Source organism: Paracidobacterium acidisoli, from assembly GCF_003428625.2.
Lineage (GTDB): Bacteria > Acidobacteriota > Terriglobia > Terriglobales > Acidobacteriaceae > Paracidobacterium > Paracidobacterium acidisoli.
This window is the reverse complement of the sequence record NZ_QVQT02000004.1, coordinates 499,803-526,063: the sequence shown is the minus strand read 5'-3', so window position 1 is coordinate 526,063 and position 26,261 is coordinate 499,803. Positions and strand designations below refer to the sequence as shown.

The 26,261-nt window shown below is 56.7% G+C and carries 28 protein-coding genes; 8 read left to right on the top strand and 20 right to left on the bottom strand.

The features are described from left to right. The first annotated feature begins 12 nt into the window (after positions 1-12). The 3 genes from D0Y96_RS13340 to D0Y96_RS13330 are packed head-to-tail and all read left to right on the top strand — an operon-like array spanning position 13 to position 4,436. A complete protein-coding gene (locus tag D0Y96_RS13340) occupies positions 13-2,259 on the top strand; it encodes a S9 family peptidase (RefSeq protein WP_158562381.1) in 2,247 nt (748 codons plus the stop codon). After that, a complete protein-coding gene (locus D0Y96_RS13335; RefSeq protein WP_350449062.1) occupies positions 2,234-3,337 on the top strand; it encodes a metallophosphoesterase in 1,104 nt (367 codons plus the stop codon). Before D0Y96_RS13340 ends, D0Y96_RS13335 begins: the two co-directional genes overlap by 26 nt. 52 nt (positions 3,338-3,389) lie before the next feature. After that, positions 3,390-4,436: a threonine aldolase family protein gene (locus tag D0Y96_RS13330; protein WP_117300644.1), complete on the top strand. Its 1,047-nt coding sequence runs from the start codon at positions 3,390-3,392 to the stop codon at positions 4,434-4,436. Positions 4,437-4,491: 55 nt separating this feature from the next. Here D0Y96_RS13330 and D0Y96_RS13325 read toward each other — a convergent pair whose 3' ends face one another. From D0Y96_RS13325 to D0Y96_RS13230, 20 genes are all read right to left on the bottom strand, one after another. After that, positions 4,492-5,394: a TadA family conjugal transfer-associated ATPase gene (locus D0Y96_RS13325; protein WP_117300642.1), complete on the bottom strand. Its 903-nt coding sequence runs from the start codon at positions 5,392-5,394 to the stop codon at positions 4,492-4,494. Then, positions 5,391-7,427, bottom strand: coding sequence for a type IV secretory system conjugative DNA transfer family protein (locus D0Y96_RS13320; RefSeq protein ID WP_117300640.1), 2,037 nt, complete (start codon positions 7,425-7,427; stop codon positions 5,391-5,393). Before D0Y96_RS13320 ends, D0Y96_RS13325 begins: the two co-directional genes overlap by 4 nt. Further along, positions 7,424-7,738 carry a hypothetical protein gene (locus tag D0Y96_RS13315; protein WP_117300638.1) on the bottom strand — a complete coding sequence of 105 codons (315 nt, stop codon included), beginning with the start codon at positions 7,736-7,738 and terminating at the stop codon, positions 7,424-7,426. Before D0Y96_RS13315 ends, D0Y96_RS13320 begins: the two co-directional genes overlap by 4 nt. 193 nt (positions 7,739-7,931) lie before the next feature. Then, positions 7,932-8,801: a hypothetical protein gene (locus D0Y96_RS13310; RefSeq protein WP_117300637.1), complete on the bottom strand. Its 870-nt coding sequence runs from the start codon at positions 8,799-8,801 to the stop codon at positions 7,932-7,934. Positions 8,802-8,803: 2 nt separating this feature from the next. Next, positions 8,804-9,814 (bottom strand): hypothetical protein, encoded by a 1,011-nt coding sequence (locus D0Y96_RS13305; RefSeq protein WP_147325063.1) that lies wholly within the window; start codon positions 9,812-9,814, stop codon positions 8,804-8,806. Further along, positions 9,814-9,996: a hypothetical protein gene (locus D0Y96_RS13300; protein WP_147325062.1), complete on the bottom strand. Its 183-nt coding sequence runs from the start codon at positions 9,994-9,996 to the stop codon at positions 9,814-9,816. The genes D0Y96_RS13305 and D0Y96_RS13300 overlap by 1 nt, the downstream gene beginning before the upstream one ends. A gap of 64 nt (positions 9,997-10,060) precedes the next feature. Then, positions 10,061-10,357, bottom strand: a complete 297-nt coding sequence (locus D0Y96_RS13295; protein ID WP_117300631.1) for a hypothetical protein — start codon at positions 10,355-10,357, stop codon at positions 10,061-10,063. Between the two features lie 82 nt (positions 10,358-10,439). Next, a complete protein-coding gene (locus tag D0Y96_RS13290; protein ID WP_117300629.1) occupies positions 10,440-10,838 on the bottom strand; it encodes a single stranded DNA-binding domain-containing protein in 399 nt (132 codons plus the stop codon). 31 nt (positions 10,839-10,869) lie between these two features. Further along, positions 10,870-11,283: a single-stranded DNA-binding protein gene (locus D0Y96_RS13285; RefSeq protein WP_117300627.1), complete on the bottom strand. Its 414-nt coding sequence runs from the start codon at positions 11,281-11,283 to the stop codon at positions 10,870-10,872. Between the two features lie 561 nt (positions 11,284-11,844). Next, the gene (locus D0Y96_RS13280) at positions 11,845-11,997 is read right to left on the bottom strand and encodes a hypothetical protein (RefSeq protein WP_199480287.1); all 153 of its coding nucleotides are present in this window, start codon (positions 11,995-11,997) and stop codon (positions 11,845-11,847) included. Next, complete coding sequence (locus D0Y96_RS13275; protein ID WP_117300625.1) at positions 11,994-12,374, bottom strand: hypothetical protein; 381 nt, start codon at positions 12,372-12,374, stop codon at positions 11,994-11,996. The genes D0Y96_RS13280 and D0Y96_RS13275 overlap by 4 nt, the downstream gene beginning before the upstream one ends. Before the next feature lie 3 nt (positions 12,375-12,377). Then, complete coding sequence (locus D0Y96_RS13270) at positions 12,378-13,055, bottom strand: VirB8/TrbF family protein (protein WP_117300623.1); 678 nt, start codon at positions 13,053-13,055, stop codon at positions 12,378-12,380. A gap of 2 nt (positions 13,056-13,057) precedes the next feature. Continuing rightward, on the bottom strand, positions 13,058-13,879 hold the full coding sequence (locus tag D0Y96_RS13265; RefSeq protein WP_117300621.1) for a type IV secretion system protein: 822 nt from the start codon (positions 13,877-13,879) through the stop codon (positions 13,058-13,060). After that, positions 13,879-14,715, bottom strand: coding sequence for a hypothetical protein (locus D0Y96_RS13260; RefSeq protein WP_117300619.1), 837 nt, complete (start codon positions 14,713-14,715; stop codon positions 13,879-13,881). The genes D0Y96_RS13265 and D0Y96_RS13260 overlap by 1 nt, the downstream gene beginning before the upstream one ends. Before the next feature lie 60 nt (positions 14,716-14,775). Next, positions 14,776-16,029, bottom strand: a complete 1,254-nt coding sequence (locus tag D0Y96_RS13255) for a TraB/TrbI/VirB10 family type IV secretion system protein (protein ID WP_117300617.1) — start codon at positions 16,027-16,029, stop codon at positions 14,776-14,778. A 5-nt stretch (positions 16,030-16,034) separates the two neighbouring features. Next, positions 16,035-16,787, bottom strand: a complete 753-nt coding sequence (locus D0Y96_RS13250) for a TrbG/VirB9 family P-type conjugative transfer protein (RefSeq protein ID WP_117300615.1) — start codon at positions 16,785-16,787, stop codon at positions 16,035-16,037. 9 nt (positions 16,788-16,796) lie between these two features. Then, a complete protein-coding gene (locus D0Y96_RS13245) occupies positions 16,797-19,259 on the bottom strand; it encodes a VirB4 family type IV secretion system protein (RefSeq protein ID WP_117300613.1) in 2,463 nt (820 codons plus the stop codon). After that, the gene (locus D0Y96_RS13240) at positions 19,246-19,560 is read right to left on the bottom strand and encodes a VirB3 family type IV secretion system protein (RefSeq protein ID WP_147325061.1); all 315 of its coding nucleotides are present in this window, start codon (positions 19,558-19,560) and stop codon (positions 19,246-19,248) included. Before D0Y96_RS13240 ends, D0Y96_RS13245 begins: the two co-directional genes overlap by 14 nt. A 16-nt stretch (positions 19,561-19,576) precedes the next feature. Next, positions 19,577-19,900: a TrbC/VirB2 family type IV secretion system protein gene (locus tag D0Y96_RS13235; protein ID WP_158562380.1), complete on the bottom strand. Its 324-nt coding sequence runs from the start codon at positions 19,898-19,900 to the stop codon at positions 19,577-19,579. Positions 19,901-20,196: 296 nt separating this feature from the next. Continuing rightward, entirely contained in the window at positions 20,197-20,904 is a 708-nt protein-coding gene (locus tag D0Y96_RS13230) for a DNA methyltransferase (protein ID WP_117300607.1), read from the bottom strand. 250 nt (positions 20,905-21,154) lie between these two features. On the opposite strand from D0Y96_RS13230, the gene D0Y96_RS13225 reads away from it, so the two are divergent. From D0Y96_RS13225 to D0Y96_RS13205, 5 genes are all read left to right on the top strand, one after another. After that, positions 21,155-21,565, top strand: coding sequence for a hypothetical protein (locus tag D0Y96_RS13225; protein WP_117300605.1), 411 nt, complete (start codon positions 21,155-21,157; stop codon positions 21,563-21,565). A 101-nt stretch (positions 21,566-21,666) separates the two neighbouring features. Beyond that, positions 21,667-23,439 carry a recombinase family protein gene (locus D0Y96_RS13220; protein WP_158562379.1) on the top strand — a complete coding sequence of 591 codons (1,773 nt, stop codon included), beginning with the start codon at positions 21,667-21,669 and terminating at the stop codon, positions 23,437-23,439. Positions 23,440-23,526: 87 nt separating this feature from the next. Beyond that, on the top strand, positions 23,527-24,357 hold the full coding sequence (locus D0Y96_RS13215; RefSeq protein WP_117300601.1) for a DNA adenine methylase: 831 nt from the start codon (positions 23,527-23,529) through the stop codon (positions 24,355-24,357). Between the two features lie 8 nt (positions 24,358-24,365). Then, the gene (locus tag D0Y96_RS13210) at positions 24,366-25,409 is read left to right on the top strand and encodes a ParB/RepB/Spo0J family partition protein (RefSeq protein WP_117300599.1); all 1,044 of its coding nucleotides are present in this window, start codon (positions 24,366-24,368) and stop codon (positions 25,407-25,409) included. Between the two features lie 2 nt (positions 25,410-25,411). Then, entirely contained in the window at positions 25,412-26,239 is an 828-nt protein-coding gene (locus D0Y96_RS13205; protein WP_117300597.1) for a phosphoribosyltransferase-like protein, read from the top strand. Positions 26,240-26,261: the final 22 nt, after the last annotated feature.

Sequence of the window (26,261 nt, the reverse complement as noted above, 5' to 3'; positions counted from 1 at the left end):
ATGGAGGTGGTAATGCCGAGAGCAAGGCTTGTCGTACTTTGTGTCATGATGAGTTCCTTGGCCGCGTGGGCTAGCGTAGACCAGCCCACGGTGCTGAAACAATTCGCCAATCAAACGTCGTTGCAATTTACATTTCGTATTGCTTTATCGCCTGACGGGAATGCCCTCGCGTATGAAGTCGCCCGCCCAGCTCGAACGGGTCAACGTAGTCAGATCGATTTAAGAATTGTCGATCTCAATACAAAGAGGAGAGTGACGATATGCTGTGAAGTTGATGACGCGACACAAGAATCATGGTCCCCAAGTGGTCGATTTCTTGCATTCGTAAGGGGCAACAAACCGGAAGAATTAGGTGGCGAAGAGAAGGATAGCAAGCTCATGATTTACGACACCGTCGAAAGGAAACTTTCGGTAGTGGAGAATGCCCGACCGTCTTCGACAGGAATTTATCAGTACCCAAGGTGGATCGGTGATGGAGCAGTGCTTATTACAAGGCGGTGCGAGAACGAGGATACATCGACTTCGGGCCAGGGCGTTACAGTTTATGACTCGCTTCCGGCAAAACGAGACTCCTCATCGGTACCCGGTAAAGATAGTCTCCGAGATGATCACGGACGTGTCCCGAGAGTGTGTTTAGATCGAGTCGATCTTAAGTCGGGCACGAAGAAGACGCTAATCGAGGGGAGACGCATTACGTGGCCGGAAGTGTCTCCTGATGGCAAATATCTTGCTGTCGCGGAGTACGAAGGGACGTTGCAAACTGAGCTGACATCCCGATATCAAATCCACTTTATAGACCTCCGTACCGGGGCAGATGTCAGAATGCAGAATAGTGTGTTCCTATTCACATCGACTCAGAGAGTATTCAACTGGTTGCCGGATTCTTCCGGGGTGGCGTTCCCAACCTTGAAAGAAGTGTTGTCAAAGACCCCGAGCGCCACCTATCGATTGGTTCGTACTGGCTCATGGGGAACGGAGACGGAATTTGAAGCTAAACAGACCGATAGGTCTGTCAAATTTCTTCCGGCGACTTGGAGTCTAGGGAACGACAAGTTGACCGCAGATATCGGAAATGAACTGATCACTTGGGATGTGTCTACAGGAAGAATTCAGCAGGTGGCAGCAATTCCGGCTGGACTGTACCGATATGAGGCAGTTCCAACTGTCGCGCCTAACGGCGATGTAATTATGGTAGCCAAAAGGGATTCAGATAGCGCTGCAGTTGTGCTTGGATACAATTCACTCTCGGGAGAGATCACAACGAAAGTTGTCCTTGATGAGCAGCCCGTGTATCAATGGGGGTCGGCCCTCTTAGCACAGGGCGGAAAGAGCCTTCTACTGGCGGTAGAGTCATTGAATCGTTCTGCTGAGGTCGTCTCAGTAGATTGGTCGGGCCATGAGCAACGGATAACGGACGGGGACAATCGACCGGATTCCATGCAGGCGCAGTATACAAAGGTGAGTTGGCGCAGCGGGAATGGCACTGAGATCGATGGCGCTCTTCTGACTCCTATCGGAACGAAAGTATCCAGCACGACGCTACGACTTCCAATGATTGTGCGGATTTACCCAAGTGAATGGAATCCAATAAGCGGGCAAAGCTTCGGGCTGAGTGGAGGGATGGACGGACATAGCGAAGACTTGACCCTCGTAGCGGCTGGATATGCAATATTTTTCCCGAATTGCCCAACGCAGCCGGGATCGTATGTATCCGATCTATCGAACAACATTCTTTCCGGTATTCAGAAGGTGATCGATATGGGCATCGCCGATCCAAATAGGATTGGGCTCATCGGGGAAAGTGCTGGAGTAGAAGCCGCGCTAACTCTTCTTGTTTCGAGTAGGCAATTTCGCGCTGCCGCATTGATGGACGGCACAATAGATCCTGTTGCTGACTACGGCGACATCACGGGCTATGGAATTCAAACCATGAAAGGGCCGCCCCATTTTCTCGGTGCTCCCTGGCTCGATTCACTGCGGTATATCGACGAGTCTCCGGTGTTTCGGCTTGACCGCATACAGGCCCCCATTCTTCTATTTCACGGAACGAAGGATACGGCTGTTCCGCTCTATTTAGGAGAAGAGATATTCAGCGACCTGCGAGCTGCAGGCAAGACCGCCCAACTCGTTGAGTATAAGGATGCCGGGCATTTGTCGGCTCTGAGAAGTCTAGATCAGCAAGTGGATTCGATGAGCCGTACCCTGGCATGGTTTGACCGATATGTAAAGCACGGTGAGCCAGATAGAGTTTCGCATTGACCTGTACTGCGATCACAAAAATGTGATGACAGAGATCAAGTTCACCGTTGGAGATCACCTTTTGCATACTAGCCGCCGTCGCTTTCTGCAACAGACATTTGCTTTTAGCGCTTTTGCTTCGCTTACCTCAGCGCGATTCATGCACGCATCACCTGTTGTTGATGCGTCTTTGGCCAATTTACTAGTTGTTGGGGATTGGGGATACGACGAAGATCACGTTGCGCAAACAGCCGTGGCGTCGGCAATGAATCGATATGCACAGCAGTACAGACTCCGCACGCAGGCACTGCTTATGCTAGGTGACAACTGGTATGGCGAACTTGCCGGAGGTGCGCTCTCGCCCAGATGGCAGAAACAGTTTGAAGAGATGTATCCAGCCGATGTCTTCTCCTGCCCGGCCTATGCCATTCCCGGCAATCACGACTACCAACGTTGGCCTGAAAGTAAGGTCGCCGCAGAATTGGAGTACGCCCAAGTCGGAAGAAACACTGCTCTTCCGACTCGCTGGACGATGCCATCGCTGTGGTATCGGTTTGACTTTCCACCAACGAAACCGCTCATCACCTTCATCGCGCTTGATAGTAATATGCCGTTCAGCGACGGCATAGAAACTCATGGAGTCAACTTTACCTTGACACCACAGCAGCAGGTGGAAGAACTTGCGTGGCTAGAAGCAGAACTCAAACGTCCACGTACGACGCCATTTCTCATAGTCATCGGACATCATCCGGTGTACTCCAACGGCATACATGGCGATCATCCTATTCTAATCCGCGATTGGGACCCGCTCTTTCGCAAGGAAGGCGTTCACCTTTATCTGGCGGGCCACGACCATGACATGCAGCACTTGGAGTTTGAGGGACATCCGACCAGTTTCGTAATTTCTGGTGGCGGCGGTGCGGAACTCACAAATCCGACGATTGATCCCGCGCAGCGCGGGCCATATGGACAGAAAGTGTACGGTTTCAGCCATCTCTCCGCAACAGAGGACCGAATGACCCTGCGCCATCTGGATAGCAACGGAAGTGTTCTTCACGCATTCACGAAGTCCGTTGATGGCAAAGTCTCAATCCTGTAGGCAGCCAGTGCTGCTGCGAACTCTAAGAGAATCTTAGAGTCGATACCACTCCATGGATCTCCTGCAACAATTCGCAAGCGACAATTACTCCGGCATCTGTCCGGAAGCGTGGTCCGCGATGGAAGCCGCGAACAACGGCAGTGCTTCTTCGTATGGAGACGACCCATGGACTAAGCGTGCAGCTGATGCCTTTCGCAATTTATTCGAAACAGATTGCGAAGTGTTCTTTGTCTTCAACGGAACCGCAGCGAATTCCCTGGCTCTAGCGTCGCTTTGCCAGTCCTATCACGGTGTGATCTGCTCGTCAGGGGCTCACGTAGAAACTGATGAGTGCGGCGCTCCCGAATTTTTCTCAAACGGATCTAAGCTTTTCGTCGCGGAAAGCCAAGATGGTAAGCTGTCCCCTGCAGCGATTCAAGAGATCGCGACAAAGCGACAAGACATTCATTACCCAAAACCTCTGGTAGCTACCATCACGCAAGCGACTGAGACCGGGCTTGTCTATACGCCAGAGGAACTCAGTGCCGTCGCGGAGAAGTGCGAGGCTCACAACCTGCGTCTTCATATGGACGGAGCACGTTTCGCAAATGCCTGTGTGAGGCTTGGGTGTTCACCAGCCGAGATCTCGTGGAAGAGCGGCATCGATGTGTTGTGCTTTGGGGGAACGAAGAACGGCATGGCCGTGGGTGAGGCCATCCTATTCTTCGATCGGAAGCTTGCGGAGGACTTCGACTACCGCTGCAAACAGGCAGGACAACTCGCCTCCAAGATGAGATTCCTGGCGGCTCCTTGGATCGGTCTGATCGAAAGCGGCACCTGGCTTCGGAACGCCGTTCACGGCAATGCTTGCGCGCGCTACTTTGCTGACCAGATCACGACGATTCCGGGTATTCAGATCGCTTCTGCAGTCGAGTCCAACGCTGTATTTGTCACGGCCTCTGATCGAAGTCTGGATTTGCTTCGCCAGCATGGCTGGAAGTTCTACACCTTCATTGGTGGAGCGGCGCGCTTCATGTTTTCCTGGGACTCCAAGCGTGAACGTATTGATGAGCTGTGCCGCGATCTACGCAGTTGTGTCATGGAAACTTGCTCTCTGTGAATTCATGGGGAGCTGCGGAGTTCTAAAAGAGTTGAATGTGAGATCGTATGAGGACCTAACTGCTGATGGTCAATACCTGCTCTACGTATCGCCTGCCTTGATATCTATTGATGTACACAATCAGGTCCATACCTCGCCGAACGTCCTCTTCTGCGACATGCAGTTGTAGGTTAGCCACACTGCGGGTTGCAAGGCTAGCGAGCCGGCGCACAGCTTCCTCTGCGCTGCTGGCATGGATGGTGGCGAGCGTACCGCGATGTCCGGTGTTCATCGCGTCGAGCAGTGTACGTGCTTCCGGCCCGCGCACTTCGCCGACAATAATGCGGTCGGGACGATGCCGGAGGACCGCCTTGAGCAGATCGTCGAACGTGATTTGGCTTCGGTGTGTATCGGTCTGCGATTCGGTCGAGACGATGTGGGGCTTGCGGATGTGCAGCTCAGCGGTGTCCTCGATGAGCAGGATGCGCTCGTGATCGGGGATTGCGTCGGCTAGTGTACCCAGGAGCGTCGATTTGCCACTAGCCGTTCCGCCTGCAATGAGGATGTTCTGCCCTTCCCGCACTGCATCCGTCAGTGTCGCAGCCTGATCCTGGGTCAGCATCTCTACCCGTATCAGATCGTCTAGCTTGAATCCTCGGGTCGTGAACCGACGTATCGTCAGAAGAGGCCGGGGATTGACCACAGGCGGAATCATTGCCGCCATGCGGCTGCCATCAGGCAGGCGCATGTTGAGGATAGGCGAGTCTGCATCCAGCTTTTTGCCGAAACGATTGGCGATCACCTCCAGGCCGGTTTGCAGTGCACCATCGTCGAATTGAACATCGGAGAGCCGTTGAATCTGCCCATGCTCTTCGATCCAGACCGAGTTATCCGGGTTCACCATGATCTCGGAGATGGTCTGCGATTCGAGCAGATGCTCGATGGGCTTCAGAAACGGGATAATAATCTCGAAGCTCACCGGCTGATCCTCCGAGGATTGAATGCGATCCGCTCCTGCTCAAACCAGGTCATGTTAACGGGCAGAAAGTCAGGCTTCAGATAGCAGTAGGTCGGTGGCAACGGACTGATGCCGTCGAAGGCAACGACAACAGATTGTGTGTTTTTAAGATCGAAGAACACGTTCTCCTCAAACAGCGGTTCCTTATGCTTCTGGTACTGCTTGGAGGCCGAGACGGAGCCTTTGTTGGATGAGGTGCGGCCACTCAGCCAGCCGACGTTGGCATTATTACTGGACTCGGAGACGGTGTAGCTGATGCGTGTCTTATCGGCCTTGCCGCACAGCTCCGACGCATACCGGGCTGTATCGGGGTCCGAGGTGGAAAGAAAGATCTTGGTGCGGAAAGCTTGCAGCAGAGTTTTCACGCCTTCATTTGGCAACGCTTCTTTCAGGCTCGAAATGCTCTGGGTGGCGACGATAGGGATGCATTTCGGCTGCCGGGACAAGCTGAGAAAACGTTCGTCGCCATTCGGGTTGTCGCCGCCGACCGTGGCAAAATTCTGGTACTCGTCGCAGATGAAGACAGTGGGACGAAAATGCCGCTCTGGTTCATCTTCCATGATCGGAATGCGAAGCAGGACGGCCCGCTGATAGTCCACCTTCATCATGGTGCCGATGATCTTCGAGAGAGCGGGGTTGAGAGCGGTCGGAAAGTTCAGGCCGACAACGTGCCCATCTTCGATGAGTTCATCGAACGGCGGCAGGACTACGCCGGTAGGATCGGATGGGCAAGGCTTGCCCTCGTACAGTTCTTTCGGCGGGCAGAAGATACGGCGTACCTGGGCATTTGTTTCAAACAACGAGAGGAAGACTGCGATACCTTGAATGATCGAAGTCTTGACCTCGGTACGGAAAAATTTCCAATGTTCCCAGTACCAATAATGAATACTCTGCCAAGCATCGCGGGCATCGGGGTCGCCCTGCCTGCGTGTATATAAGGATGCGGTGATGTTGGTCTCCCTGACGAGTAAAGACTCCAACCCGTCACCCCTGCGAGCGACGTATTGGCTGAGTGTGTCGTTCCATACAAACCCAAACGGAGTCAGGACTGATTCGTACCTCAGATAGTCTGCTTTGCCTACTCCAACGAACGATGCCGCGGTGAAGCGGCGTCCGGCCTGTGTCAGCATGGCTTCTAACGTCCCGGAGCTGATGACGGTGCGGAAGATGTCGAGCATGGTCACGTATCCGTCACGGACCCGGTAAAGCATGATGACGTACCGAACGAGGTCGGTGTAGGACTGCTGCCAGAACGGTTCCTTGCCCTTCCCCCAAATAGCCGTGATGACCGAAGCGATGTTGAATGCCTGCGCGTAGGCATCCATATCGTTGTTGAGCGGGTTGTAACGAATGTTCCCGGTGAGCGAGACTTCAACGTAATCGTCGGGCCGACTGCAGGCCGTCAGTATCTTTCTCACTTGGCGGCAGAGATCGCCTTTGACCTCCAACACCACCCCGGATAGCCTCTGCTCGGGGTCCTGAGCACGGTACGCGAAGAGTTGCCGCATGGCCGGCAGGATAACCGCTTGGGTCTTTCCGCTGCCGATTGCCCCGACCACGCAGATGCCGGTGTATAGTCCGCGCTCCGAAATGCAGAGCCAGTTCGGATTCGGAGACGGCAGCGGCTTTAGTTGCCGATGCACCTCACCGGCGACCAGAAAAAGGTCTTCGCGTCGCAACGGATCGGGATATGGAGGCAACTGTCCGGCAACCTCTTCCGGCTTTGGCTCATAGAAATGGATGTACGCCAGGGAGCACAGGACAGAAGAGACCAGGAACGGCGTGCTGTATAGAAATAGGTTGTAGCTCCATACCAATCCATGAAAGATTGCGGGCCGCTCGAACGCCAGCAAGCGCAGCAATGGGTCGTTGTCGTGGACCGGATACAAACTCTGAAGGACGATGCCGCAGGCCGCGCTCAGGCCGATAGACAAGATGACGCGGTACTCCACCAATGGACGCGAAAGGTTACGAAGAGAAACGGCAAGGCTCATGCGATGACTCCCTTCTCCGGTTGCGGCGACATAGCACCGGCAGACGGCAGAACTTTGCGTGCCGATTCGGAGGCATGTTTCACCCCGTTGTTATCAGGCCGCGAAGATGCGAGACGGTCCGCCTTGTACTTCTGGAAGTCCTCAATCTCCGCAATGGAGTGACGAAGCAGACGATTGACGATGTAACTCAAGTCGTTATCCGACCACTCACACATCAGGCCGAGGTCGTCCGAAACGTCGCCGTCGATGGTCGTTTTCAATGGCGCGCGCTTTACCTTGCTTGCTCCCATTTCGATCTTCAGTTTGCTCATGCTTGTTCTCCTGTGGGCCGCAAACGAGGCCCGGTCTGGTACTTCGTCAGTACCGTCCAGGTACTGGCGTTGGTCTCTGGTAGTACGGGGGCGGGAGCGACAAGCGCGGCGTCAGCCGTCAGCGGCAGCCCGGTAGGGCGGGTCGCTCCCGCCCCCGTACTACCCCGGTATTGACCCTGTATCTCTTGCATCGCTATGCCGCTCCATTAGTTAGCTGCGATGGAGCAGACCCGCTGTCAGACCCACGTACAGACCCCCGAGACTCACTACGCTGAATGGGTGGATAGCTGTAGTGAAAGAGCAGCGTGGTGAACTGCGCGTCAAGCGCCGAGCGATTGGGCGACGAAGAACGCTCGAAATCCGGCAGCAAAGTTCTCTGTTGCGTCGGGACGAGCGGCTGGCAATGATGCCGGAACACATGAGTGGCAGCGGAGAAGTTGTAATCCGAGCCGGCGACGTAGACCAGCTCGAAGGTCCGCAGCTCATGAAAGAGCGGCGCCATCTCCGTCAGAAAGCGATTGAACTTTCGAGTTGTCAGAAGACCCTCATCGACGAAGACGAAGCGGACCAGCGATGTTGAGGGTTGGGTGCGGTCCGCGATAGAGACCGGGAATACACCGGCGAACTGTGAGTCATCGGAGAGCGACTCTGGCCGGACGCGATGGACTTCAGTAAAGAATTGCCGACGCTCCTCATGGGAAACAAGGTAATGTTCGCCGTCGTTCTCAAGGACGTAGTCGAGCGTCATCAGGCGCGAGCGGATGGATGCGTCAGCCTTGCGGCGGCGGTGTTGCGACTCGGCGTTGCCGAGGAGCCTGTAGACCGCCTTCGCATATAGGTGATAGATGTAGAAGCCTTGGCCGTAGTCAATAACTTCGACATGGCCGGCGTCCTGTGCTTTTTCAAGGAAGCGTTGGGCCAGAAAGCCCTTGTGCCGGTCGATGAAATAGTTGAACTGGCGGCGCAGGAAGTAGCCTGAGTGCGCGGCCACGAGGTACAGAAACGCGGCTTCGCGTTCCGTATAACCGAGGGATTCGAGCGCAGCGATGAAGTCTATCGTCATGGTCAAAGCTCCAGAATGTTTTCCATGAGGTGGCTGTCGTCCTCAATCTTTGCGGCGAGCGAGGCACGGTCGGAGGCCGAAGCATAGACGTGAAAGCCCGCCTGGGCTTTGTTGCGGAGGTGGCCGGGTCGATACGCGGCGGTGAGGACTTCGATATCCTCGTGTCCGGCGCGCGAGCCCTGATCGAGGTCGTACTGGATACGCGCATCAGGAATCTGGATGCCGTCGTTCACGTAGGGCAGATCGAACTGCTCGGCGACCTCACGCTTGATGTCGTGCATGTCGCGTTCCGGCTCAGCCTTGCGTGCAGAATGGATAGCCTTCTGGATGTCGGACTTCAGCTCGTAGTCGAGCCGAACACGGAGATTGGAGCCGCCCTTGTTCTCGATCCGTTCGGCCTCTTTGCGGTAAGCGCGATAGATCTGAGCATCGTGTTCTACCTCGCGCGGCTTGACCATGCCTGCGTATAGCTTCTGGTCTTGAGGCAGCCCGGACGTCTGGCGTGCAACGTTGCGGCCATCCGTTGTGAGGGAGGCGACCTCAATGCGCTCGACTCTGCCGCCGCGCCCGTCGCGGCGGGCGTTCACGGAATCGATCTGTACGAGTCCTTTCTCGCGGAGGAAGGCGAGGTCACGCTCCATACGTGTGCGCCTGCCGTCGTAGATCGTCTCGGCAAGGTCTCTGGTGGTGACAACGCGGAAGCGTCCCACCTCCGCAAGCACTCGGCGCTCTTCGTCTCGAAGAGACATGCCCACTACCTGGTTCGGAGTGTCGTTGCGCCGGGATCGCCGGTCATCGGGGCGCTCCGCCGCGCGTGGTCTCCGTTCGCGCGGCTGTCGATTGGAGGCATCGCGGTCGTGGTGGCGCGGTGCTGCCTGTGGCCCGCGATGCTCTCGCGCACGGTCGGCGAGATGTTCCCGACGCTGCTCTACAGGCGAGGGTTCGAGCGGGGCGGCAGAAGGCAGTCCCGGCGTCTGCCGCCGTGGGATTTCCTGGGGGACATCGATACGCATCAGTCATGCTCCTGTGGATTGAAATCGAGTGCGGGCTGCGATCCGGGTGCAGGTTCTTCACGAAGCTGCCCCCGAATCATGGTGATGTCGTATTCGGAGACATCGCCGAACGATTCCATTTCGCGCTGAGCCACATCCCGCGCCGCGCGGACACGGGCGACATGATCATTGGAACGGTCCATAAATTCCTCGTGATCGAAGTCTGGGGATGGCTCCGGCATCGGCTCCATCGCTGGACGGCTCCGTTCACTCTTCGCCGAATTGCGCGGTGATCTCCTCTGAGAGTTCTGAGTGGCCACTGTGTATCTCCTGGTCGAGGTGCTTGAGTTTCCGGCCTGTGTCGCGGAGGAAGAACTTACGCTCAATCCAGATGGTGAGGCCGAGGATGTTGGCAAAGAGCAGAGCGCAGTAAAGCGCGATGCTCTGGAAGTAGTGGTGCAGGATGAGGCTCCGCCACGGTACGAGGAAGTGCAGCTCGTGCATCAGCCAGAAGCCGAGCGCAAGAAAGATCAACGTGGCGACGAAGACAGCATTGGCAAACATCGGGTTCCTTTCTGAGGTTCGGCACCAACAGAAGAAAAGCGGAGAGGCTTTAGCCTCTCCGCAAGAGAGGCGAGGAACGGCCTTAGCCGTCCTCGCCGAAATCAACCAGGGCATCGGGACGATCAAGCCGCTGGATGCGGACCGCATGGACGGTATCGGTGTTTTTGCTGACAGAATGGAACTCGCCAGCCACGACCACCGTCCGGGGATCGCTCTGATTGCGCAGCTCGCCTTCGATTTCGAGGTATTCGCCGCGGCGCATCCCACGCACGAGACCGCAAAAGAACGGACCGGGGCAGATGATGCGATGCCAGTCGGTGCGGGGATGCCACTCATTGGCTCCGAGATCCCAAATGCCCGAGACCGTTGCCAGCAGTAGAACAGCGAATGAATCGTTCCGGATGTTACCTGATGGGGGAGCCTCAGCATCTTTCCCGAGGAACCCGCGCAGAGTGACTGTATTGGCAAAGAGTGTAGTCATGGCTGCACCTCCCGAGGGAGGACAACGCGGCCTAAGCCGCGTCGTCCTCCGTAATCGGCTCGGCGTCGAGGTTCTCGGCGTGTGAGCTCTCGGGCTTTGCCAGCTTCTTGACGAGGCTAGCGCGTACCTCTTTGTCGCGAAAGGTGACTTTGATCTTCTTCTTGCCGTCCCCGATCTCTCTGTCGTGCGGATTGGTCTGCGTCTCGCCTACGACTTCGGCGTAATCACCCTTCTTCATGTCCTTCGCGTGATTGGCGGGTTCGCCGACTGCAACGATGCGGTGCCACTCGGTCCTGTTCACCCACTGGTTGGTCTTCCGGTCCTTGTAGCCGGACTTGGTGGCCAGCGAAAAGACCACGAGGATCGACTGGTTCTTGGTTGCAAAGACCTCGGCATCCTTACCGACGAAGCCCTTCAGTTTCTGCTCGTTTACATAGAGTTCCATGGTGTTTCTCCTTGTTTGTATTTGCCCGGATTGCCCTCGGGACACTCTTGCGCGAAGCGACGCGAGGTGCCCCGCTCCCAAGTGCCAAGCGGCGCTTTTGCGGAAGGTTCAGAAATCTTTTTGTCCGTGTTCTGTGCGGAGGTTTGCCGAAAAGATTTCTGAAAGCCGTAAAAGCAGAGCCGCGCCGTGTCGCAGGGCGCGGGATAAGCACAGAAGCGAGTGACCGAGGGTGAGCAGGGAAAATGCGGGAAAAATGGGGCTCTACGAAAACACCTGACTGAAGGATTCGCTGACGTTCAGGATGCCGATGCAACCAGAAGCCTGCCCAACGGTCTGTGCCGGCCACCAAGTCCGGTCGCAAGCGCTGAGAGTGGCTGAACTGTACCGCTTTCTCCGCATCCTTACTGGCATTCAGCCACGCGAAGAACCTGCTTTCGGACGATAGAGGTGTAGGCGAGACGAAGCCCATCGATGCAGGAATGGTGACGGTAAGAAGAAATCCCGCCTGTCTCCGCGACAAGAAGGTATGCGCCAATGTCGTGAGAATCTGCGCGCTTGTCTTCACCCGAACCTCCCACTGCCGTGGCTGTCACGGAGAATGGCATCGACGGCTGCGATGCGCTCCCCGACCCAGCGCATGACGGAAACAACCATCGACTTACCGAGCGCCTCGTAGTGGGGGCCATCGGATGCGAGCTTGCCACGGTACCTCACGCGGCGCTCCGTGGCCCGCGCTTGCGCGCGCACAGGACGGAAAGCGCGCCTAGAATGTGCGCCATCGAAGTGTTGCGGCCATAGAGCACCATGTCCGCGTAGCGAACCGGTGCGAGGTCGCCGGCACGGTCTACCAGCAACACAGGTACGTGCAAATCTGCTTCGAGCAGGCGGTGAATCAATCTGCCTGCGAGGTCGCCTTGTCTCGCGTGGATGAGGATGCCGCAAACGAGATCGTCTGACATCATCACGGCTGTGGCGCTGCGGCTGTCATCGACAGCAGTCACAGCATAGGGCTGCAAACGGAGCGCGAATGCAGTAGCCGAGAGCAGCTCACGGTCGGCGCAGTAAAGCAGGACGGGGATCTTCGGTCTCATGAGTCAGCTCCCGAATGCCTGGTCTTCGTGGACGTAGCTGATGACGAGGCCGAGTGGATTGGTGAGGAGCATGACGTTCGGAACGGAATCACGGAAGCCATAAATGACGTTTGCTGTCCACCGCTCGCGGCTCTGCTCCTGCTGGTCACCGGGCGAATAAAAGACCTTCTCAAACTCGATATGCGCACGGTAGGGTGCTTGCCGGGTATCTTCCAGCACCACAGCTTTGATCACGACGTCCACGTTGGGTGCGCTGGGATCAAGAAGGAAGTTGTCGAGAGTTTTGTCTTTCTTGACCTGGTTGAGCGTGGCGTTCTGTTTCTCATCAGAGAAGAAGTTCAACGAATCGCCGAAGTCTTTACGCAGAGTTGCATGGTTGCGACCGTAGTAAAGCTCGGCCCAACGCGCGAGGTAATACTTGCTGACACGCTCGACCGGGATGGCGGTCGAGTCGTAGTTGAGAATCTGGCCGCGTCCGATATCGGAGACTGCGATGACGACCGGCTTGAGCCGGAGTGCAGCGGTCTGTGCGCGATACAGGAGCGCAAGCAGCGCAAACGCGACGATGGAGAGGATGAGGAGCGCAACTTTGAGGTAGCTGTTAGTGACGACCGGCTCGGCGTAGAGCTCCAGAAACTTATGGCCCGCACCCGTGGTGACAGGCTTCTGTATCGTCGGCATGACTAATCTCCCCACACGTTGACCCAGGTGCCGGTGCGTCCGCCCAGGATGGATGAAGTCAGGTCAGGAATCTTGAAGACGCCATAGATGCAGACAGACAGCGTGATCAGCAGAGCCGGTAGGATGGTGAGCGCGTTGTCGATGGTGATGCTGCCGATGGTCTGAAACATGCCGGAGAGGACATGGGCAAAGACATACACGAAGGCTGAGGCGACCACCTGATAGAAGGTGAAACCGATGAATGCCTTAAGCCATCCCCAGAAGAGCCAGTCCATCTTGGGAACAATGAACCAGGGGATAAACACAGGACCGATAAGCACGCATACAGCGGAGGCCACATACCCATATGCGATGACGGAGAAGGCAGCAGCCTCCATCGTCGCGAGGATGACGACGATCAATAAGTAGGTGAGGTCTTCGAGGATGTTGAAGCTGCCTGGGGGAGCGCCTAGCTGATTTTCCGCTGTGGTGATGGTCGTCGCGATCTGCTGCGTCTGATCGGACTCAATCTGATTGGAGATGCTCAAACCCTCTTTCGTAACGAGGTCGGAGAAGCTGTAGCTGGTCCCGGGGATCGGTGTCGAGTAATACGTCAGCATGCCGAGGCCGAGCGAAATCATGAGCAGCAGGTCGGCAAACTTGGCAAAGTGGAAGCCGCCATGTCCCTGGACAGAGGACAGGGCGGCCTTCACGCCGAACCAGACGATGAGGATGGTAGCCAGTCCGCGGAAGATATCGAGACCCGTGGACTGGAGCATGTTGCCCTGCGAGGAGAGCAACTGCGTGATGGCCTGGCCGAGCTGCGCGATGATGTTCTGTCCCATCAGTAGCTCCCGTTGATGCTGAGCGAGATGGAGTGCATCGAATCGCTGACGCCGTTGTTTACGCCCTGGATGGAGTTAGCGAAGTTCTGCTGGAAGTAAATGGCGTTGTTGATTGCCCGGTTCTGCGCATCGATCTGCTGTTTCTGCGCGACGAGCTGCGTCTGAATCGAGGCCGCAAGGAGTTGATTGGTGTCCTGCTGCGAGTGGATCTGGAGAAGAGTTGCGGAGTTGATCTTGCCGAGCAGCGCCGCCTCGGTCTGCTGGCTGGAATCCGTCGAGAAGGTATCGGAATCGAGATTGCTCAATTTGGTGGCGAACTGCCGTTCATTCGTGCGGATCGTGCCGAGAGTGGCCAGCGTGTTGGTCGTGGTCGTCTGCGCCAGCTCGGACGTCGCATATTGATTGGCGACCGTTGCTTGTGTACGGCCGTCTAGCGAGGAGTAATTGCCCGAGGGATAGCTCTGTGCCTGAATGTAGGCGCTGTTGTAGCCCTGCTGAGCATTGGTGAGGGCGCCGTAGTTCAGCGCATTCACCAATGCCGCTGTGTTGCCATAGGTGTTGGCTGGGGCCTGGAGGCTGGTCCACTGCGACCAGTCGGCCTTGTAGCGTGCTTCCAGATTCTGCGGCAGCTGCGACATCTGGTAGGCGAGGTTGTACATGGTGACGATCTGGTTGCGGGTATCGACGGCTGTCGTATAGAGCTCGGACCCCTGCTCGATCTGCTGAAGAGCATGGGCGGACTGCGTGGGGTCGTAGACGATGCCGGAGCCGAACTGCGCGTGAGCCAGCGGCGCGAGCGTGAGGACGAGAGCGGTGACGGGAAGATGCAGTTTCATGGCGGGTTCCTTTCGGTGAGCGCCGACGCAAGCGCGGCGCGAAGTAAGAACAAGCAGAGGTCAATAGCTGCTGGGCATGGTGTGGTTCTCATACGCAGGCAGCAGCATGTCCTGCGTGATGTACACCTTGATCCGGTGACCTTCGCGGATGGTGATGGTGGGCGGTATGTTGATGAAGCGGTCGAGCACGGTCGCGCCGGACTGCGCGAGGCTGGAGGCGATGCCTTGCCTGTATGCCTCGCTGCCGCTCTCGTTGTAGCCTTCGTTGAAGCTGGTAGCTTCGGCAGCGCCGGAGATCACACCGAGCGCAATCGACGCCCCGAATATTTCCATGTAGTGGTTGTTGACCTTGTCCTTCAGGCCGGTGGCTCCAGCCTGATCGAGACCGTGAAACTGGTCGAGATCGACGGAATAGCCGTCAGGCATAAGCATCCGGTGGAACGTCACGGCGAGGCGCTTCTGGCCGAGGCCCCCCACCTTCTGGACATCGCCAAGGATGAACGTCCCTTCGGGAACCAGAAGATGTTGCCTGTCCTGGCTGTAGACGGGGTCGGTGACCATGACTTTGATCGGCCCGGCAAACTCGCCATCCAGCCGGTTGACCAGTACGGTGTCGATGCTCGTGCCCTCGAAAACCACAAACGGCTGACCGTGGGCGGAGTTGATATTCACCTCGGGTGCGCGCTTCTTACCATCGGTGGCAGCAGCGGGAGCCGGCTGCGCCGACGCGGTCGGCGGAAGCGTCGAAGCGTGCGCGGTGGCGTCGCCGTTGACGCCAAGCGTGTCGAGCGACGGATGTGCGAGAGCATCTTCCGTAGTGACCAGATTGGAAGCAAACCGGGCCTTGAACGCCATCGCCTTCTCCGCGTCCGCAACAGGATCGCGGGGCGGCTCCGGGGGCGGCGGCAACTGCGTAGCAGGAGCCATGCCGGGCTGCTGCGCGGTACTCATGCTCATAGGTGGGGTGCCGGGGGCCGGAACGCCATCGACGCCGGGCTTCTGCGCCTGAAGCTGGCTCTGCCGCTGATCGGCGCTGAGATCCTGCTCCAGCTCCTGAATCTTCCGCTGGTTCATGTCCGTGGAGGCGGACAGCGGAGAGGCCGGGGCCTCTTTCGACGCAGGCTTGGCATGGTTCTTCGAGAACATGACCGCCATGAGAATGAGCACGGCGAGGCCAGCCATCACATAGCCTTGCGCCTGCTTCGGCACAACACCTTCCGGCCTGATGCGTTTATCTTTCACGCCAGTGGTGTTGCCGGTGGAGGGAGCCGCAACCTGCGACTCCGGAGCGGGTGTCTGTTTTTCGTCCGCCATCGGTATCACTCACCCTTCCGCTCGAAGGTGAGCTTGTGCTTGCCGATCTGCAGATAGCCCTTATCGACGACAGTGGGCAGAACGTAGGTGCCGTCCTGAAGCTGGAAGGTGATAAGGTCGGGCTTCTTATCTTTCAGCTCATAAACCGAGAACTTCTCCGAGGCCGAGGACCGGATGTAGGTGAACTTGTCGTCGTGGTAGATAGCGGAGACATCGAACGGCTTTGCGTTCTTATACGCATAGTCGAACTTCAGTGCCTGGGTCGGATACCGCGAGCGGAACTGATCGACGGCTGCTGCTGCGCGGGTCTCCGCCAGCTTCGCCTGCGCCTGGGCGGACTCGACTTCGCTGGCCGAAACCAGTTTGCTGGCGCTGGCGGAGGCAGTCAGCGAGGATGAGTCGGATGGCTCGATAACGACCTTCAGGTCGGGATCGCCGGACTCGACATCGTCGAGCGTGAACGAGTACACCGTGCCCCTGTCGGTGATGAGGTCGAGGCTGGAGTGAATGCCCTCCTTCGCCGGATGCACGAAGCAGTAGTTGCCGACCTTGTCGATGATCCAGAAGTCCTTATCGCCGGTAGCAGCGTCCAGGATCTTCTCGGTGGGCGGCAACTGGATAAGCGTGGTGTAGCGCATCTTCGCGCGGATGTTGACGATGTCGTTGGTGTGGTACTTGACGATGCGGGCAGTCTGCTGGCCGTGCGCGACGGTCGCGGCAAGGCCGAGCAGGATGGGGACGATGGGTGATGAGCGCATGGTTCTCCTTCAGCGGTTGAGTGGGTTGGGGTAGTCCTCGGCCAGACGCAGTAGTCCCTGCTCCGGGCCGAAGCGGGCGAAGTAATCCTGTTTGCGGATGTTGTCGCGGGCGTTGTTGGTGGCGATCCAGTAGGTCAGCGCGTCGACTTCGAGAACCAGCTTCTTTGTCCCGCGGGGCTGGATCACCAACAGCTCGCGCTTGGGCACGAGCGACTCCAGCAGCTCAAGCTGGGTGTCGTTCAACTGGAAGATTTCGGCATAGAGCTTGCGGTCGATGTTAGGGTTCGACAGGAATATCTTGGTCGGGCAGGACTCGTTGACGATGTGCAGCATGTCCGACGACGCCAGTTCCACCACCGACTGAGTCGCCAGGATCATGGCGGCGTTTTTCTTGCGCCAAGTCTTTTCGGCGCGGGTGGTCCAGTCCCGAATGGTCTGGTTCTTGAGGAAGATCCAGCCCTCGTCGATCACGAAGATTTTGAAGGTGGCGGTGTTCGCGGGTTTCTCGATCTCGGTCGATGCGCGCTGCAGCACGTAGAACAGCACCGGCTCCAGCACATCGGGGTACTTGTCCCAACCGTCGAAGTTGAAGGTCTGGAAGCGCGAGAAGGTAAGAGTGTCTTCGACGTTGTCGAAGAGATAGCCGAACTGTCCAGCCTGGGTCCAGCGATGGAGGCGCTCGCCGAGCGGACCTAAGATCGATACGAAGTTCGTGAGCGTGCGTATCTCGGCGGGCAGCTTATACACGCGCTCGATAGCGGAGAAAAGCGCCTTCTCGTCCTCGGTGGTCAGCTCGTAGCGGCCTCCAGCCTCGATGAGCACGCGCAGGAAGAGAAACAGGAAGTTCTGGTTCTCGTGCGTCGGCGCCAGTGAAAACGGGTTGATGGTGAAGCCGGGGCTCTTCAGGCCGACGTTGAGATAGGTGCCGCTAAACACGCGCGTCAGTGATTCATAGCTGCCGCCGAGGTCGAAGATGAACGTCAGTGGGTCATACTTCTGCGCAGATTGCAGGAGGCTCGACAGCGTAAAACTCTTGCCTGATCCCGTAGCGCCGAGCAGCAGCGTGTGCGCCACGTCGCCTGAGTGGAGATTGAGGTAGTACGGCGTGCCGTGCGTCGATTCAAGGACGGCGAGGTACTCGCGTTCGAGATGAGGGTTCCACTGACCGCCGCTATCGACCGTGAACAGAAACGACAGGTCGGCGTAATTGCTATTGAGGGCCCACTGCTTGCGCAGGTTGAACTGTTTATTGCCGGGAACGGTGGCAAAGAACGCGTTGAGCAGGTTGTACCGTTCTTCATAGAGCAGGCCGTCATGCTGCGTGAACAGCTTCTGAAACTCGGCGACCGTGTGCTCGACCTTCACAGCATCACCGTCGTAGATGACGACCGAGAGAGTGAACTCGCCGAAGTTCTTGCCTTCCATGCCCAACGCCGTAAGCGCACTGCCAAGCTCTGCGACGGCAGCGGCTTTGGAATCATCTACGAGGTTGTCCTGGTTGCCGGTGTTTTGGCGGTCCTGAAGATTCGAGACAAAGCTGGTTTTCGAGTTGTGATAGTGCCGGCGGCGCGACGCGATCTCTTTGCGAGCCTTTTCGTTGGTGACGGGATGCCATTCGGTAACGACATGGAAGTTGGCAGGCACATCGAACAGGCCATGCAGCAGCAGAGGGCGCGTTTCGCTGGGAAGCTCCTTAAGCGTGAGGACCCGGACATAATCGTCATCAAGACGCAGATAGCCGCGATGGGCTTCCAGCTCGGAATCGCAGACCTGCCAGTCAAGATGGCGAGCATCCGAGAGCGGAGCATCATCGATCTTGGTGGGGCGGAGGTTCACGAGACGGCGCAGTATGCGAAACGTCTCCTCCGCCCCTGGCAGCTCGACCGTCATCAGGTCGTTTAGCTGTCCACTCAAACTGTTCACTTTCTGCTGCAACCGCATCCGGTCGCGCTCGATCTGCTCATAGAGCAAAGAGCGCTCCTTGTTGCCCGAAAAAAGAGCGCGTAGCTCGCGGAGCGAGGCGCGTGGCTGCTTTGGAAGTCCGGCGAGCGCGTGCAGCAGGCCGGTCTTCTGGTAGCTGCCGTCCACCATGACGATCCAGAAGATTTCGATGGAATAAAGCCGGTCGGCCTTGGATGCCAGGAACGCGCTGTGCTGCTCGACAGCCGCGCGCACGAGAGGATTCTCATACTTCGCATGGGGTATCTGCGGACGGTTGCGCTTGAACAGAATCTGATAGAGACGGCACTTGTCGTCGAGGGAGCGGGCCGCAGCCTCCAGCCGCTTCACCGCGTAGTCGAGGCCGGAGTGGTCGAGACTCTCGTAATCGATGCCGCCGATGCGTAGGACCGTGCCGAGGTCGCCGCTCTTGGTCAGGAAGCTATGGTCATCCCAGAAGCCGTAGAGATTTACCTGGGCGGCAAACGGTCCCGCTTCCTTCCAGTCCTTCGTGATGTTCTCAACCTTGTACATCGCGCCTCGCTATGCGGAGTTGCATCTCGTCCGCCTTCATGGGGTCGTAGCGTCTGCGGAATTTGCCGCTGTTGAACAGCACGCGCAGGATCTCCACGTCATGCCTGGTGGCAATGCGGGCGATGATGACGCCCACGATGAACAGGGCGAGTCCACCGACCAATGAGTGCAAAAGGGAGAAGATGGAGCCTCCCGAGATCAGAGCGACGAAGAACAATCGCCGCTCTGCTCCCAGGACAGTCAGCGGCCGGTTCATGGCCTTGAAGACAGGGTTCACACGACGTTCCGCTGGCTGAGACAATGGATCACCTCCTCTCTTAGCTCGGAAAGAGCCAGCTCATGAAATTGACCGCGCCAATAGCCATGCCGACGCCGAAGACGATGCCGGCGAGCATCTTCTTGGATTGGCCTTCGCCGTAGGCGAACATCAGGCCGCCGACCACGATGGCGACCAGGCTTAGGCCCGTGGCAATCGTGCCGGTGAACGCGGTTTTCAGGACGTTGACTGCGTTGTCCCACGGATCGCTGCCCGTCGATTGGGCGTAGACCTGGAGGGCGGACAGCAGGAGGAGCGGGGTGAGGTAACGGATGCGCGCCCATTTAAGGACACGGCTGCGCTTCGACGGACGGGTGCTCTCCATAGGAGTTCTCCTTGGGTGATGTACCGTCGAGTGGCCACTCTCGGTGTTCGTGCTGTGGTGAAGGTAGGCGAGGAAGCGGGGCTTGGGAATTGCAGATTTCGTCGGGGGTATGCAGGTTCTGCACACCCTCCGAAATGCCCGTTGAAGCCATGACAAATGTCCGGTGCAGGGAGGCACACACCCCTTCATTCCCACGATGAACAGCAAACAGCGTGCGAGATGGCCGGAGTCAAGGCCGTATCATCACAGCGCAGCCCGATAGCTCGCCTTGACGCAGGCCAGCGCGCACGTATCATCTAGCGCGCGTGGGAATGAAGGAGAGGACCGCGAGTTGCGATCCTCTCTCTGATCCTCTCCATGCGAGCGTTCGCATTCGCGTGATAAGCGTTGTCCATCTCAATGCCGATGTACTTGCGTCCAGTCAGCATTGCAGCCGCGCATGTGCTGCCGCTGCCTGCGAACGGATCGAGGACTAACTCACCTGGGAGTGTGAAGCAGCGGATCAGTTGCGAGAGAGCTGCTACGGGCTTCTGTGTCGGATGGAGCTTGTTGCCGCTGTATGGCATATCGATCACATCTGCGATGGGCTGCTTCGGCAGTGCCGGATGGCCTTTGGCCAGCAGATAGGCTTGCTCGTGGCGATAGCTTAGAAAGCGGCTCTTCGAGCTGTATTGCTTGCGAAAGACAATATGTCCAACGGGCTGGAGACCGGCAGCTTTCCATGCGGCAAAGAACTCATCGACTTTCGTCCAGCCATAGAAGCAGAGCATCAAGCGGTTCTGCTTGAGTGTGTGATGTGCCTCTGCCATAGCGGGCTTGAGCCACTCACTGCTGGTGTCGTTCTGAATCGAGCGGCCATCGCGGTCGCGGTAATTCACCAGGTACGGCGGGTCGGTGAGGATGAAGTCCACGCTGTTCGCGGGCATCTCGTGCATCTTCTCGATGCAATTGCCTTTGAGGATGGTATTGAGTGGAAGCTGCTGTTGGATGGTGTTCGTGTTCATGACGTCACTCCGTTTGTGTGGTCTCCCGATGAGTCGGGGCACACTGCGCGAAGCGACGCGAGGGGTCAGGCTTCCAAGGTCAAGGGGCGCTTTTTCGGAAGGTTCGGAAAATGTCTTGCGTTCGTTGCAGGAGATTTTCTGAAAGCCGAAACCCGGAGGGCGCGTAGCGAAGCAGAGGCCCGCAGGCTGCAGGACGCCGGTAAAACCCCGAGCGCGTGCCCGAGTCAGCGAAGACCACATGTGAAGAGGAATGAACGAGATCGCACCCAAGCTGGGAGCAAAATTCACCAACGAAGGGAGATATGCAGAATCTGCACACCCCTTGCGAATTCTGCAATGCGCGAAAGGCGAGCCTACCTCTACCTTCAAAACGTGGACGTGTATTTCCGTCGCGTCACAGGTTCGGTTTGCTATGGTGCAACGTGCGACAGAACAAAACTATGCAGATGGCCGGTCTCGCGCTGTAGCCGACGCAGCTTCATTTGCTCTGCAAAAGGGTCGTAGACATGGCCCGAAAACAATCGATCCGGAGATTGCGATTTGCGGAAAAGGGGTCGGCGATGGAGATGCTGCCATCAAGGGATTCATTGACGATTGGTTCGTCCCGACATTGGTCGAAGCGTACATTCGTGAGCGCCAGGAGCAATCTAAGCCGAGATAGGAAAATGCCGAATTGAGCGAGAACTGTGGGATATGGCGGTCAGCAACCAAACTACGCAGGGAGATTCCTTAAGAGCTAAGCTAGACACCGAGGAACCAGCTATGCGTTGCGCAATCTACGCCAGATTTTCTTCGGATTTGCAGCGGCCTACTTCAATCGATGACCAGGTTCGACGTTGCAAAGATTTTGCGACGAAGCAGGGCTGGACGGTGGTCGAGGACTTTATTCGCGGCGATGAAGCCCGTTCTGCTGCTACGGTGGCCGGGCGAGATGCTTTGAACGGATTGATGGTGGCGGCGAAAACCAAACCCAAACCATTCGACTGTTTGCTCGTGGACGACACTTCGCGCCTTGCCCGTTACCTGCCTGATGTTCTGAGCATGAACGATGTCCTGCTCTATCATGGCGTGTTCGTCTATGCAGTGGCCCAGCGTCTGGACTGTAGGGAAAAGGCATCCCGTCCTCTTTTGACGCTTCACGGCATGATGGACGAGCAGTTCCTCGTTAGTGTTGCCGAGAAGGTTCACCGCGGTCAGGAAGGCCGCGCACTGAACGGCATGAACCCAGGGGGAAAAATATTCGGCTACCGGAACACGCCGGTCGAAGATCCTACGCGCACTGGCAAATACGGGCGGGCTGCAATTAGTGGCGTGAAGCTGGAGCCGGACGAACTGGAGGCTCCAATTGTCATTCGAATTTTCACCATGTATGCGGACGGTAACAGCCTCGCGACCATTTCGAAGGTTTTGAATGCAGAAGGCGTGAAGGCGCCGCAGCCGCCTCGCAACCGACAGATTCGGGCGTGGTGTCCGTCGTCCATCCGGGAGATGCTGCGCAATGAGCGGTATCGGGGGGTCTTCGTATGGAATCGCACGAAGAAGGAGCGGAACCCTGAGACGGGCCGGAAGACCAGCAGACCGCGTCCTGAGTCGGATTGGAGGCGGGTGAACGTCCCCGAATGGCGGATTGTCTCCGACGAACTTTGGGAGCGGGTCGAAGCGCAGATCAAACGGATGAGCGAGAGGTGGACCGCAACCAGTCTCGGAGGCCAAGCCAGGCGGGGACGGGGGCCGCGGCACCTCTTCAGCGGGTTTCTGATTTGTGGCGAGTGCGGTTCGCGCATGACCATCGTCTCCGGCGATGGCCGTAGGAGCTATGTCAAATATGGCTGCCCGACCCACAAGGGCCGTGGCGTATGTACGAACGGCGTGCTGATTCGGAAAGACCGGCTCGAAGACCAGCTTGTGAAAGGCTTGACCGGGAGAATCCTCCAGCCGGCAATGGTCGATTACGCTCTGGAGAGGTTTCAGGAGCAGCTACAGGAGCGGCTGCGTCAACTCCGAGAACAGGCCGAGAGCGCCGCCGATGGTGTTGTTGCCCTCCAAGCCAAGCGGCAGGAGCTGAAGACGAAGGTTTCCAACGTGACGGAGGCGATCGCGGCCTTCGGCCATTCGCCGAGCCTGCTCAGCCAGTTGGCGGCTCTTGAGGCGGAAATCGCCAAACTGGATGACCGTCTGGCAGAGATGAATCAGCCTCGCGACTTCGCGCTGTCCATCGAAGATCTCCGGCAATTCCTGTACGGTCGCGCTGCGGAGATCAGTGAGCTCCTGCATGACGATGTAGAGGGTGCGAGGCAGGCACTCAGCAAACATGTGGAACGTCTTGTACTTACGCCTAGGAGCACACCCGAAGGCCCGATCCTCGAAGTGGCCGGGAACGTTGAAATTTTCAACGGCAGCGAGGATGGGGAGGGTGTGCGTATCAGTAATGGTGGCCAGAGACGGTTTTGTTCAGCATTACACACCACTGTATATCCGTCTGGATGGCTTAATTCTCAACCCTGCGGCCTGAATGGGACATTTCCCGTTTGCTGACTTGGGCTCGTAACCCTCTTGTCTGCTATCATTTTGGCCCGGCTTGGGGTGGCTTACGGTATTATGAAGAGACCTTGAAAGAGTTTAATGCCTGTTGCTGCTGCCAAATCTCCGACTCAGGATTGTCCGCCCTTCCTGCGATGGGCCGGAAGTAAACGCCGACTCCTGCCAGTTCTGAAGAGCTTCTGGACGAAGAATCATAAGCGTTATGTTGAACCCTTCGCAGGATCTGCGTGCCTGTTTTTTGCCCTGAAGCCGCCAAAGGCCATCCTGGGCGATCTGAATCCAGAACTGATCTCAACCTATATCGAGGTGAAGTACCGAATCGATGCGGTTCTAAAGGAATTGAGCAAGCTCCCACCCTGGAACAAGGAAGAGTACGCACGACTGAGATCGCTAGACACGTCAACGTTGGAACCGCATGTGAGAGCGGCACGTTTCATCTATCTCAACAGGTTTTGTTTCAACGGAATTTATCGCACCAATCTTAAGGGGCAGTTCAACGTGCCATACAGCGGGGACCGATGCGGTGCGATGCCGGATGATAAGGTTTTTCAGCAGTGTTCGCGTCGTCTGCGTAGCGCACGGTTTGTTAACGGAGATTTTGAAGCCGTACTGGAGCGAGCAGAGAAGGGCGATCTCGTTTACATGGACCCTCCCTATGCTGTTCGGGCACGCAGGGTATTCAGAGAATATGATCCGAGCACCTTCACGCATGAGGACATTGCGCGGTTGCGTTCTTGGATGGAACGTCTGAACGCTGCTGGCATAAACTTTGTGGTGAGCTACGCAGAGTCCGATGAAGCAGACGTACTCAAGAAAAACTTCTCTTATGAAACGATTGCTGTTCGGCGCAACATAGCAGGATTCGCAGCTCACCGCGCCATGACGAACGAATTGCTAATTTCGAACATTTGAAGGATCGAATGCCGACCCTAAAGCCGTCGCAGCCCGCAGTGCCACAGGTTGTCCCTGCAGGACAGTTGCGCCATCTCACAATTGATGAAGTCAAACCAAGCAGCAATAATCCTCGCCATTTGTTCGATCCCGACCAGCTCTTTGAGCTAAAGAAAAACATCGGAGAGCACGGGGTTCTCGTCCCGATCACGGTGTATCAGGCAAAAGGTCAGGCCAAGTATTCAATACTCGATGGCGAGCGCCGTTATCGCTGCGTCGTCGAGCTTGTAAAGGAAGGTCGCGTCGGCAAAGACGGCGCGCCTTTCAAGCTTCCAGCGAACATTGTTGAGCCTCCGACAAAGATAGCCGGATTGCTCTACATGTTTTCCATACACAACTATCGCGAAGCCTGGGAACTTATGCCCACGGCGCTGAGCCTGAAAATTGTGATGGAGGACCTGGAGACCACCGATAACAAGGCTTTGGGTAAGCTGACGGGTCTCAGCGACGCGCAGATTGAACGTTGTAAGAAGCTGCTGAAGTTTCCTGAAAAATTTCAGGAGATGTCCCTCGATCCGAATCCACAGACGCGGATTCCGTCAAACTTCTGGATAGAGGCGCTTCCAGTGCTGGACCTCGCGCTAGATACTAGCGAACCATTAAAAAAACTTGGCCGCGATCGCTCGACTGAGAAATTGGTTGAAAAGTACCGCGACAAGAAGATTAAGAGTGTCATCCACTTTCGTCGCATCATGGAAAGCTACGAAATATCGGAAGATGATCCGCCAACTCGGGCAAAAGTACTACGACGCATTGAGGAGTTTTTTCTCAATCCTAAGCTGGAAACTCGGGATGCTTTTGATGAGTTCGTAGTCGAGAAAAAGCGTGTGCAAACTGCTCTCTCTGCCTGCGAAGGCTTTCTATCTCAATTGCAAAAATTCCGGCTTACCTACACCTCAAATGACGAGGAACGGAAGAACTTGCGTAAAGCACTCAAGGAAGTGAGTGCATACTGCAACAGTCTTGAACAGGCGCTCGAAGGAAGCGACGACCCCGAGGCAGAGCAGAACTGACCATGACCCGAACTCTATATAGCATCCGGGCCGCGCTGCGCTTTCGTGGGTATAAGCCTCAACCCCTTTCCCTTCTCTCAGCTAGGCGATGGGGGAATCAATTTGAGAAGAAGGATCGTGCGCTCGCCGAGAAGCTTCTTGATAACGTGATCTACATATCTGAAACACAAACCCGTGACATGCTGGTGAAGCAAAACGCAGATCTGATGAGCCGCCTAAAGGACGCGGGCCTACCAGCCAAAAAACTCATCTACGTTTCGGTTCATGATGCTGCCAGCAGCAGCGCGGTGATGCTCAATATGCTACGGGATAGCGCCAATCTTGAAAAAAGAGGATGCAAAATCATTGATGGGCGTGACACGCTTGGTCTCGTTAAAGCAATGAATGCGGTCGGCGAAGGGGCGCTCATCTATGTGGATGACTTTGTGGGAAGTGGCACTCAATTCTGTACTGAGCGCGACTTCATCGCCCAGAATTTCGTTGGGACTTTTTCGGAATTTATCATCGCCCCCAGCATTTGCGAAGAGGCGTTCGAGAAAATGGATGAGCGGGGCATCCAGGCATTTGCGGGGCACAAGCATGTAAAGTCCGAGAGGCCGTTGCACGCTGAATCCGCCGTATTCGATGAAACACAACGGCAGCGTGTCACGGCTATCTGCAAAGGCATAAACAAATTTGGTCTCGGGTATAACGACCTAGCCACGATGGTTGTGTTGTATCGGAATGCGCCCAATACTGTGCCGGTTATATTACGTGGTAACTCCAACCAGAAGCCGTACTTTGGCATTTTCCCCCGAACGACAGACCTTCCGATTCCAGCCGGAGGATAGCTGTTCCAGCTCATTGAAACTT